Below are 12,227 nucleotides of genomic sequence, written 5' to 3' on the forward strand. Positions count from 1 at the left end.
AAAACAAAAGAGGTGAGTATCTATTGAGGCTATATCTTAAGCGTTCACTGATATCTATACTGGCAATTCTGACTCTCCTGCCCTCCAGTTTGGCAAGCGCTTCCACAGCTCCGTCCGCAGACCCGGTTCCTGTGGAAGATTCTGTATGGGTGACTGATTCGGAGTTACTGACCAATCCGGTTACGGCACCTGATTCCGATGAAGTGCCTGCTTCCCCGGCGGAGCCGGAGGCTGCTGCGGTGGCGGATGCTGCTGCAATGCCGGAGGCTGCTCCTGTTCAGGAGACTGTGCCGGATCAGCTCCAGCTGAAGACCGCTGCTGAGGCGGCCCCGCTGTTCCAGTGGAGCTTCCGCTCCGGGCAGGTGCTTGACCGCACCTCGGTGGTAAACAGCGTCTACCCCGATGCGGCCGCTGAACGCGCCGAGCTTAAGGGAGTAGCTGCCATTGTCTATGACGACCAGCGCGGAGATGTCCTCTCTTTACCCGGCGGCGGGAACGGTACCGCCTGGCTGAAGCTGCCGGATCAGCTCTACAGCAGGATCAAGGATGAACTGTCCATCTCCTTTTGGGCCAACATCGACTCTTCGGCTAACGCCTATAACCGTCTGCTGTCCTCCACAATTGCCGGGAAGGGGCTGAGCAATGCCGGGGTAAGCGGCTGGCAGGACTCCGAGTTCATTATCATCGCCGGGGACGGCACGTTCAGCAACCGGATCTATACCGGCACGAATCCAAGTCAGATTGCCAGCTACAAAGGCGATATCGTCTGGAACCGTAACCCGGCCAAGGGCAAGTGGCAGCAGGTGACCGTCACTATGACCAGCAGCGGGGCCTACGAGGTATACCTGGACGGTGTTCCTGTTGGCATCAAAGGTCTGGATCAGAGCAAAAGCTCATCAGGAGCGACCATGCCCTCCGTTCTGGAGCATTTCTTCTCGCGTGATTATCTGAACGCCCTGAAATTCAATGATTTCGGCAGATCGCTCTATACCTCGGATGGAGATATCAAGGGGAAATTCGACGATCTGCGGATCTACAATATCCAGTTAAATGCCGCTCAGGTAAGCGCACTCTATGCGGCGACGAAGCATGAAGAGAACACTTCAGCCAAGCCGGCCAAAATCTCGGTTGATCTGGCAGACCGCTCGCTCGGACCTGTATTCCATGGCTCTTCCGGCGCACTGTATGCGATCAGCGAGCCGAATGTGCCGGATATCAATACACTCATTCCGATCAAGCCCTCGCATATCTCCCAGAAGCCGCCGAACGGCATCCAGCACCCGACTGGTGACGCGCTACGGGTGTCGGACTATTTCTTCGAGGCCGGCGGGGAAGCTGTCAATATTGTCATGCAGGATTATTATCAGCATTGGTACTATCCGTCCAGAACGGCTGACGAATATATTCAGGAAGCCGTCATTCCGATTACAACAGCTGTCAAGGCCTACAAGCAGCAATGGGAGGCCGCGAATCCGGGGCGGGATGCGGATGCCAGATTCATCTATATCCCGTTCAATGAGCCTGAGCAGAACAATACCCGTTATCCCCAGCTGCTGGCGGATAATCAGACAGGCAAGAATTCAAGAGCCGTATTCAACAGCGACTGGCTGGCGGTAACGAAGAAAATCAAGGAGATTGACCCCGGTGCAGTCATTTCGGGAGTGAATCTAACCCAGTACGGAGCCAAGGTATTCGAGGATTTCATTCCCTACTGCGTAGAGAATGACTGTCTGCCGGACATTATCAGCTGGCATATGCTGTGGGACAAAGCCTTCAACCAGGCTCCCTCGAACGTAGCCACCTTCCGGACCGTGGAAGCAGGGTCCGTGCAGCGCTATAAAGAGCTGTACCCGGACCGGACGGTTCCCTTCCCGATCAAGGTGGACATCAACGAGTATGCCGCTACCTCGGAGATTGCCGTAGGCGGCTCGCTGATTCATTACATCGCACGTTATGATGAGCTGAAAATGAACAGCATGCTGCCGTATTGGAACACGGCCAACTCCTACGGGTCCCTGCTCGCCGGGCAGAACGAGCCTAATGGGGCATGGTGGCTCTACAAGTGGTATGCCGATATGATGGGCGGCGACATGGCCAAGATTGAGGTCATCAACGCGAGACATGAGAAGGACGCCTTCGGCCCCGGCTTGTACGGGCTAAGCTCCATTCAAGACAACAAAAAGCAGGTCAGTATCGCGTTCGGAGGCACACAAGGAGACGGCCAGATCGTGTTCAACAACGTGACCGGCAATGGGAACAGCCCCTCCTTCCTCACAGAAGCAGAAGCGGTGCATATCACCGTATGGCATGCTGGATATACGGGCTTGACCGGATTTCTCGTAGAGCCTACCCAGATCCTGGACCGTGATTATCCCGTCAAGAACGGCTCGGTCACACTGGATGTCAACCTGAACGATTACACCTCGGCGTATTATGCAGTCATTACTCCGGCTGTAGATCATGCCCCGAAGGAGACTTTCTATAAGCGCTTCGAGGCTGAGAATGCGCAGGTGCGGACCAATGTGACCCTGACGGATCACTATCCGCGCAAGAGTACCGGACGCTCCGCCTCGAACGGCCAGTACGTCCAAGGCATCAAGGCTGCGGACAGCCTGGTGAAGTGGACCGATGTTACGGTTCCGGCAGACGGGAGCTACCGTCTGGATCTGATTGGCGGCAGCGGCGCAACCTCCACCCTGCGCAATCAGTCCAATACCGGAGATGCGAATCAGCGCATCAATTCCGAATGGTTCATCAAGATTGACGATCAGCCGGCAACGAAGTTGGTTCTGCGTGCGGATTACAACATGCAGCTGCTGGGAGGCAATACGATCTTTGCCGATCTGACGCAAGGGACACATTCCATCGGCATCAGCAAATACAACCCGGATACGGGAGAAGCAGGCCAGGGCGAATCCACCCTTGACGCAATCGAACTAACGTATAGCGGCTTACCGGGCGCACACCCCAACTACCGTGTGCAGGCGGAATTCGCCGACTACGACCCTGCGCTGGGGTTGTCGAGAGAGAGCAGCCTTGAAGGCTTCGAGGGAGCCGGATATGTGACCGGTTACGGCAGCAGCCAGGACGCCAATACCCGCTTTGTGGTAAGTGTGCTGCAAGACGGCATGTATGATCTGCAGATCCGCTATGCCGCATCTGGCGCGGGCAAAATTCAAATTCAACATGACCGCAAGCCGCTCGTGGATCTGCCTGTTACCAATACCGGCGGACAATGGCAGACTGCTACAGTACCAACCTTCTTACGCACAGGCATCAACCTGGTTGATGTTCGTTCCAGCGCTGCGCTTAGTCTCGATTATATTAACGCAGCCTTCGTCAGCCAGACTTCTGTATATTCCGTTGAGGCAGAGGCGGCAACGGTCGTAGGTACTCCGGCCGGCTCCGAGCTGCCGCTCATCCGTGAGGATGCCTTTGCCAAATACGCTTCCGGCGGCAAATATGTGAACGGTATCACCTCCTTCGACGGAGCAGAGCGGTATCTGGAGCTTAAGGACATCACGGTGTCCAAAGCAGGCACTTATAAACTGGTTGTTACCTACGCGAACGGTGAAAGTGCGGGGACACATGCCTACAACAATGACGTTGTTGAACGGTATGCGCAAGTAAGCGTTAACGGCGGCGAGCCGCAGACCGTCTTTTTCAAGAACACCATCTCATGGCAGCAGTTCGCCACACAGACCTTTGATGTTGAACTGAAAGCAGGCACCAACAGCATCCGTTTCTCCAACAATAATACGTATGACGGCGGCTCCAATCCTTATGGAGGAACCGGGGCACAAGGCTTCACTCCTTACACGGCGGTTCCGCGCCAATACGCGCCTGCGTTCGACCGGTTCGATATTTATGCGCGGCATACGCTTGCGACTGACGGCGGCGGTGATCCTGGCGGCGGCAATAACGGCGGCGGTGATCCTGGCGGCGGCAATAACGGCGGCGGTGATCCTGGCGGCGGCAACAACGGCGGCGGCGATCCTGGCGGCGGCAATAACGGCGGCGGTGATCCCGGCGGCGGCAATAACGGCGGCGGTGATCCTGGCGGCGGCAATAACGGCGGCGGCGATCCTGGCGGCGGCAATAACGGCGGAAGTGGCAACGGCGGTGGCACTTCCGTTGGTTCGGTCACCCCTGTTCAGCCGGAAGCACCAAGCGGCAGCGGCCATTTGACCGTTGAAGCAGAGGTTACAGGAACTACTGCTACAGCCACACTGGATGCGCAGAAAGTAAAAGCGGCAGACCAGATCACCGTCTCGTCTACGCTCGGCACCTTCCACTTCCCTGTAAAAGCGGTTGATACCGCAGCTTGGGGACAGCAATTGGGAACCGGGGATTGGAAGCTTAAGGTCAGTATGACGGTCCTGCCGGAACAGCGGCAGCAAGAGATCCTTCAGGCTGTTCTGGCAGCCCAGGGCAAATTAATCAGCCCTGCCATTGAATACACGGTAACGGCTGAAGCCAACGGACGCACAATCGAGATTCCAGGGTTCAAGGGCAGCTATTCCCGGGGCACCCTGCAGCTCGACAGTCCGGCAGACAGCCGGAATACGACCGTGGTCCGGATCGGGAAGGACGGAAGCTTCACCTTCGTCCCGGCGGTCTTCAACGGCACCGGTGTCACGTTCTATAGTCCGAGCAACGGCACGTTTGCAGTGATTTCAAGCAACAAGACATTCGCGGATATCAAGGGGCACTGGGCAAAGGCATCCGTCGAAAAGCTGGCCTCCAAGTACATCCTGACCGGCTTAACAGACAGCAGGTTCGCACCGGACGCTACCACTACCCGCGCGGAATTCGCTGCGATGATGGTTCGTGCGCTGGGCTACTCCTCCTCTAGTTCGGCAGATGTTGCGTTCAAGGATATCGCCTCCGGCGTGTGGTACACCGGAAGCGTCGGAACAGCCGCAGATCTGGGTCTGGTGCAGGGCGGAACGGACAATACCTTCCGGCCAAACGACATCATCACACGCCAGGAGATGACTGTTATTCTGGTTAAGGCGATGGCCCTTGCCGGCTCTCCGCTCCCAGCTTCAGAGGAGCAACCCGCAGCGTTCAAAGATGCCGAAAAGATCGCGGGCTGGGCGAAGCAGGATGTCGCCAAGGCGGTGCAGGCCGGCCTGATCACCGGGACACCGGCGGGGCAATTCCAGCCGGGTCAATCCGCAACCCGTGCGGAAGCGGCAACCGTCATCCTCCGCTTGCTGATGCAAGCGGAATTAATGAACTAAGCTATGCTATCGACACCATAAAAATCAAGCAGAGCAGCGATTCTCCAATAACAGGAGAATCGCTGCTCTGCTGTTTTTGGTTTATGGAGGCTTGTTTTAGGCGAAGCTCATGCTGCTGCAAGTAATTTATTCCTCGGCACTAGCTTGTATGTTATAATATATTATAAAATGTTATGACATACGTCAGGAGTGATGCAGTGCAATCGCCAGTATTAGCTATTGGAGAACGGTTAAAAGAAATACGAGCAACTAGAAATCTTACACTTGAAGATGTTTCTAAACTTACCGATGTAAGTAAGCCCATGCTTGGACAAATTGAAAGAGGGCAGTCTTCACCAACTATTACAACTCTTTGGAAAATCGCAGTGGGCTTAAAAGTTCCTTTATCTTTATTATTGGAAGAGCTAGAAGAGGAGTGTAGTGTGGTTGATACACTGTCCAAAAACGCTATCCTCGAAGAGGATGGGAAAATGAGAGCCTTTCCTGTTTTTCCTTTTGACCCTACCCGTAACGTTGAAATATTCTATATCGAATTTGATCCCGGATGCCAGCATCCATCTAAAAAGCACCTTGATGGTGTGGAAGAATATGTTTTTGTGGAGCAAGGTATGTTAGAAATGGTAGTCAACAATAAAAAAATTGTTCTAAAAGAAAAGCAAGCACTCCGCTTTCGGGCTAATGTTTCTCATTCCTACAATAATCCCTATCAAGAACCATGTGTTATTTACAACATGATTTTTTACCCAAGAGCATAGGCAGGTTTCATCTATAATCTTCTGAAAAATATTTAAAAATGAGGTGTGATGATTATGGCAATTGAAAAAGTAAAAGATTTTTTCAAGCAATATGGTATGGATTCTCAGATTAAAGAATTTGAAGTATCTAGTGCAACCGTGGATTTGGCTGCATCTGCATTAGGTTGTGAGCCAGAGAGAATCGCAAAAACACTTTCTTTTATGGTAAATGGACAAGCTGTTTTAGTAGTTGCCGCCGGTGATGCACAAGTGGATAACAAAAAATTCAAAGAGTATTTCAAAACAAAAGCAAAAATGCTTTCTCCTGATGAAGCCATTGATAGGGTTGGTCATGCAATTGGAGGTGTTTGTCCATTTGCTATTAAAAACGATGTTTCTGTTTATCTAGACATCTCTTTAAAACGTTTTGAGACAATCTATCCAGCTTGCGGGAGTAGCAACAGTGCTATTGAACTTACAATAAAACAATTAGAACAATACTCTAGTTATTCAGAGTGGATTGATGTATGTAAAGGATGGAATGATTGCACATAAAACTGGTTTCCTTGGTATCTAAGCGCATAGCAAGGCACTGCAGCTCATTTCGCTTCTACAGCTATCTTAGCCAAGTTTTCATCCATGGGGACGCTCTCATAAGTGAATTGGAGGTGCGATTAATGAAACTAATACGTTTAATGAAATCATTCCGATTGTACGAAAAACAGACATTCCAATAGCAGTAATCTATCTCACAACATTAGCTTTCTGGTATCTTGTTGGTTTCATTTTAGATCGACTGTTACAAAAAATAAGGAACAACAAATCCTAAATAAAGGGGCGTCCCAAGCAGCCATTACATGGCTTATGGGACACCCCCTGCTGTTTCGGCTTACTACACCTTGCTAAGGTACACTTCAAACCCAGACAGTGTCGGGCACCAGCGTGATTGATCAATGGTGAGGCGTATATGCCGTGCCGTAACCTCCAGGAATTTGAGAATGCGCTTATGTCCGACAATTGTACATTCACTGAATTTTTTCCAGGAATCCCCGTCCAGATACTCCAGATGAAGCTGCTCTATCCGCTGGCCCGACTGAATATGCTCTTTAAGCACGATAGTATCGAAGGACTGCTCCACATTCAGGTCAAGCTCAATGGAAGCCTGCTCCGTTCCTTCCTTGGGGCACCAGAATGTATCTCTGTTCCCGTCCAGTACCCGGCCGGCCGCATTGGCCTCTCCCGCCGTCTCCGTTGCGGTAGCCTGAGCTCCCGCAGCCAGATTATACTCGAAGGTGGACCGGATTACCTCTCCCAGTTCGGCCATTCGCCGGGCATCGTTCTCATGAATGAGACCGCGCTTGTCGGGCGGAAGATTGAGGAGGAACGTCGAGTTGCCGCCAACCGACTTATCATAGATGTCCAGCAGCTCTTCGAGGCTGCGGACCTGGTCGTCCTCAGCAGCGTGGTAGAACCAGCCGGGCCGGATCGAGGTATTCACTTCCGCCGGATACCAGACGAGCTCCTTCCCGGCGATGGCTTCCCGGCTGCCCAGATTCTCATCGCGGGAGTTGCTGCGTCTGGCGAATTCGCCGTCGTCCACATGCTGCGACTCTTCCTGGATTTTCTCGCAATCCTGCAGCTCTGCCGGAACGACACTCCACTCGGACTCACGGGTATGGCCGGCCTCATTGCCGCACCAGCGGACGTCCGGACCGCATACGGAGATCACCGCGCCCGGCTGCAGCTCCCGGATCACCTCATAATATCCGTCCCAGTCATAGACCTGCTTCAAGCCATTCGGGCCTTCACCACATGCACCGTCGAACCAGACGCAGAAGATGTCTCCGTACCCGGTTAACAGCTCACGTAATTGATCCTTGAGATATTCGTTATACTCCGAAGTCCCGTACCGTCCGTCATGGCGGTCCCACGGAGACAAGTACACCCCGAATTTCAGTCCTCCCTCACGGCAGGCATCCGCTACCTCCTGTACCATATCGCCTTGGCCATCACGCCATGGACTGTGCTTCACGGAATGACCGGTATGGCTGCTGGGCCAGAGACAGAACCCGTCATGATGCTTGCAGGTCAGGATCAGGCCTCTCATTCCCGCCGATTTACACACCTCCACCCACTGTTTGGCATCAAACTCTTCGGGATTGAAGATCGCCGGTGCTTCGTCGCCGAGCCCCCATTCCTTATCGGTGAACGTATTGACGCCAAAATGTATAAATGAATAGAATTCCAGCTCCTGCCAGGCCAGCTGCCGTGGAGAAGGTACTACTTGCGCTGCGTTTCTGATATTATCATTCATCCCTATGCTCCCCTTTGATAGTAGTTTAGTAAGTTACCAGCTCTACCTCATAAGCGCCCAAAGTCAGCGAATCCGCGAAGCGGCTGCCGGACAGCAGCCCGGATGCCTCCCTCTCCAGCTGTATCGTCTGCTCTATACCGGTGGTGTTCACACAGAGTAAAGAGCCGTCTTCCAGGCTGCGTGCGACCACGCCTGAAGGGGTAACCGGACCTTTCTGGATGCCAAGCGCCGGGTACAGCCTATCGAGAAGCAGACTTAGAAAATCGGCATCTGCCGGTATCGCGACATAGATCGCCTCTCCCTTGCCATAACGGTTCCGCGTGACTGCGGGCGACTTCTCGAGTGTATTCGTGAACGAAGCCACAGTCTCTGCCGTGCGGGCTTCCAGTATCTCGTAATAGCTTATCTCAGGCTGACATTCCTGCTCCCCGAGGAGAATAGCCGGCTTTTCCCGTTCCAGATGAAGCTCTGTCTTCTCAAGACCTCCGGCATTCTCCGAAGGCGTATGGCTTCTGGTTCTCATGAAGGCTCCGCTGCGGATGCCGAAGACATCGCTTAGCCCGCCGGGCATCGGGGTATCGAACGCGCGGTTATGCTCATTGACCTTCGCAGCATACGCCGTCATCACAGCGGTGCCTCCTGCCTCAACGAAGGTGCGAATGGCGGCCGCTGAGGCTGCATCCATGACGGCATGTCCCGGCACGATCAGAAGCTTGTAATCCTTGCGCAGACTGCGCAGATTCACAATATTACAGTCCAGATTGGCCCGCTCCAGAGCCTCATAGGCCTCCAGGACTTGCCGGGTATAATCGGTTTTGTAGTAGCTCCGGTTGCCGTCCATCACCTTCAGGCTCTCGTACGAGTAGGCGATGGCAATCTGCGGAGAGGTCTGTCTGGGAAGCCCGCGTTCCTGCAGCAGCTTGAATTCCTCCGCGATTTGTTTGAACTCCTCATACTTCCAGCCCGGCGTGCCGTCATGATCCACCAGACCGAATACATATTGCTCCTCACCGCCCAGCATCGTCCGCCAGGTCCATGCGCAGACAGCCTGAGCCCTGTGGACAAGCGAGAGATAGGCATACATTCTCATGGCCAGGCGCGGGGAAGCGTAGCCTCCGAAGTCGCCAGTCTGGAATTCAAGGCACCAGATGGGCTGGTCAAGCTCGCCAATGCGGTGATCCATGAAGAAGCAAGCGGCGGTCAAGGCCCGTCTGTCCTCGGGATTGGTGCCGGGGTAGAACCCGATACCGGGGAGATCAATGATCTCCTCATATTGCTTCAGATAATCGAACCCATAGCCGGGATTCTCTGACCAGTGATTCGTCGATTCCCTGGCTTCAGGCGCGAACTGCCTGACAATCCGGCTCAGACCCTGCATATAAGCCAAGACTTCATCGGAATAAAATCGCCACATGTCCAGCACCCGTTCCGGCGCGCCTTGAATCTGGCCGGAGACTGGAAGCACGACATCGTGGAAGCTGCTCAATTTGCGCGACCAGCGCTGGGTAGTCCATGCCCGGTTCAACTGGTCTACCGTGCCGTACTTGTCTTTCAGCCAAGCTTCAAAGCGGTCTCTGGCCTCTCTGGAATAGGAAGGCGCTCCCGAGCCCAGTTCATTGCACAGTCCGAAGGCATACAGGGCCGGATGATTCTGGTATTTACATACCAGTGTCTCGGCGAACTTATACGCGTATTCCTGGAAGGCCGGGTGGCCGATATCCTCCATATAGCGTGTTTGCGCTTCCATACGGATGCCGTTTGTATCGGTCCGGTCAATCGCCGGATACTTCTTGTGGAGCCATGTCGGAGCCGGGCGGGTTGCGATATCCAGCACGACCTGTATACCCGCCTCGTGAAACAGATCCATGACTTCATCGAACCATTCAAACGTAAAGTTGCCTTCAGAGGGCTCAAAGCTGTCCCAGCACAAATGCCCCAGCCGGACAACGCTAAAGGATGCTGCCCGCATCCATTCAATATCTTGTGCCCATCTCTCCCTGGACCAGTCATGCGGATGGTAATTCGCTCCTGCATACAACAATCTAATCACCGCCATATAAAAATAGTAAAATACACAAACTATATTAAATGCTGCCTTGATATTATGAAATATAATAAATGAATTAATTCATATAATAAAATGAAAGTAAAATAGAACGGCCAATATATTTGCATGAATCTCGCAATATTGTTATTTATCCCTGGGTCCCATGGGCGATATACTAAACAGCATCACATACAGGGAGGTCAATACATGAAGATAAAGTTTGCGAAGCAGGCGTCTATCGCCCTTGTGGCCGGAGTCCTGATGACAGCTGTTGCCGGCTGCAGTGCGGCATCCGATCCGGGTCAGGCTGCACAGGGAGATCAGGGAAATACCGGGCAACAAGCAGCTACGATTACCTTAGGCCGTGTAGTCGGCTCCGACAACAAATTCAAGAATGGGGAGACCATCGAAAATAATGTCCACACCAAATGGGCCAAGGAGAAGTTCGGCATTGACTTTAAGGTAGATTGGACCGTAGGAACCGGAGATGCTTACACGACCAAGCTCCGCCTTCTGCTTAACTCCAATGAAAAGCTGCCGGATGTCTTCACCCTGAACGATCCGACGCTTGAGAATCAGGTCGTCGATTCCGGCAAGGTGATGGATATCGACGAGGCTTTTGACAAGTACGCTTCGCAGCGGCTTAAGGATCTGTACGCCCAGTACCCCGAAATATGGAATACGGTTACTTATGACGGCAAGCATTACGGCCTGCCCACCTTCAACGCCAACAGCTCTTTCAGCGTGCTCTGGATTCGCCAGGATTGGCTGGATACCTTAGGCCTGAAGGCGCCCAAGACTATCGCGGATATGGAAGCTGTAATGGATGCGTTCGTCAACCGCGACCCTGACGGCAATGGGATCAAGGATACCCTCGGATTATCCCTGTCGCTCAAAAAAGGCGTCACGGCCGTGAAGGACACCTTCATGGTATCCAGCGATTTCCTGTTCGGACAATCTGCTATCCCTACTTACTGGACAGAGGGGCCGGACGGCAAGCTTCAGTACGGCTCTGTTCAGCCTACAGTCAAGGAGGGCCTGATCAAGCTTAGCGAATGGATGAGCAAAGGCTATCTGGATAAAGACGCCGGGATCATGGATGAAGCCAAGGCGGCGGAGAGCTTTGTTCAGGGCAAATCCGGCATGGTCTTCGGCCCGACCTGGATGGCTTCCTATCCGTTCAGTGCGGATATGACCTTTGATTATGTACCGGTTCCCATTCCTGCAGGCATTGACGGAAAAATGGGCTTTGGCAGTGAACCGCAATCCTCCGTCCGCTTCTATTTCAACAAGGATTTCAAATATATGGAGGCCTTCTTCAACTATCTGGACGCCATCATGGGACCCGGCTTCTACGATCCTTCCTCCGAACTGGCTAACGGCTGGGCCGAGGGCTACGACTATGTCATCGAGGACGGCAAACCGGTCTATGACCAGGACAAAATCCCGGGCGGATGGATTGATGTGAAGAAATACACCATCTACGGCAACGACATTCAGACGCCCAAAAAGGAGCTGGAGGTCATGGCCAAGCTCGGCCAGGGCAAAACACCCGAAACCCCTTACGAAATGTATTTCTCGGCCAGACCGAAGAAATGGGCAGAGGCTGCTGCCGTACTGCAGACTTACATCGACGAAGCTTCCGTATTCGATAAATATACCGGCCCTCCGACAGCAACCATGGCCCAGAAGGGAGAGCTGCTCCGCAAAATGGAAAGTGAAGCTTTCCTGAAAATTATTTACGGGCAAGAATCGCCGGATTCGTTCGACAGCTTCGTGGAGAAATGGAAGTCCTCCGGCGGAGATGATATGACCAAAGAGGTGAACGAGTGGTATCAGGCGCTTAACCATTAGAAGACTTTTGCCAAATGAACCTATAGAGGAGT

General features: G+C 53.1%; 6 protein-coding genes. 4 read left to right on the forward strand and 2 right to left on the reverse strand.

What is annotated here, in order from left to right; translation table 11 throughout:
• The first annotated feature begins 23 nt into the window (after positions 1-23).
• From MKX42_RS21665 to MKX42_RS21675, 3 genes are all read left to right on the forward strand, one after another.
• A complete protein-coding gene (locus MKX42_RS21665; RefSeq protein ID WP_340754499.1) occupies positions 24-5,246 on the forward strand; it encodes an S-layer homology domain-containing protein in 5,223 nt (1,740 codons plus the stop codon).
• 197 nt (positions 5,247-5,443) lie between these two features.
• Positions 5,444-6,001 (forward strand): helix-turn-helix domain-containing protein, encoded by a 558-nt coding sequence (locus tag MKX42_RS21670; protein ID WP_340754500.1) that lies wholly within the window; start codon positions 5,444-5,446, stop codon positions 5,999-6,001.
• A gap of 54 nt (positions 6,002-6,055) precedes the next feature.
• A complete protein-coding gene (locus MKX42_RS21675) occupies positions 6,056-6,535 on the forward strand; it encodes a YbaK/EbsC family protein (protein ID WP_340754501.1) in 480 nt (159 codons plus the stop codon).
• Between the two features lie 337 nt (positions 6,536-6,872).
• Here MKX42_RS21675 and MKX42_RS21680 read toward each other — a convergent pair whose 3' ends face one another.
• Together MKX42_RS21680 and MKX42_RS21685 are read right to left on the reverse strand one after the other, a co-directional pair.
• On the reverse strand, positions 6,873-8,294 hold the full coding sequence (locus tag MKX42_RS21680) for an alpha-L-fucosidase (RefSeq protein ID WP_340754503.1): 1,422 nt from the start codon (positions 8,292-8,294) through the stop codon (positions 6,873-6,875).
• A gap of 25 nt (positions 8,295-8,319) precedes the next feature.
• The gene (locus tag MKX42_RS21685; protein WP_340754505.1) at positions 8,320-10,335 is read right to left on the reverse strand and encodes a beta-galactosidase; all 2,016 of its coding nucleotides are present in this window, start codon (positions 10,333-10,335) and stop codon (positions 8,320-8,322) included.
• Between the two features lie 213 nt (positions 10,336-10,548).
• On the opposite strand from MKX42_RS21685, the gene MKX42_RS21690 reads away from it, so the two are divergent.
• Positions 10,549-12,195 (forward strand): extracellular solute-binding protein, encoded by a 1,647-nt coding sequence (locus MKX42_RS21690; RefSeq protein ID WP_340754507.1) that lies wholly within the window; start codon positions 10,549-10,551, stop codon positions 12,193-12,195.
• Positions 12,196-12,227: the final 32 nt, after the last annotated feature.

Origin of the sequence: Paenibacillus sp. FSL R7-0204 (assembly GCF_038002225.1) — a bacterium.
Taxonomy (GTDB): Bacteria; Bacillota; Bacilli; order Paenibacillales; family Paenibacillaceae; genus Paenibacillus_AQ.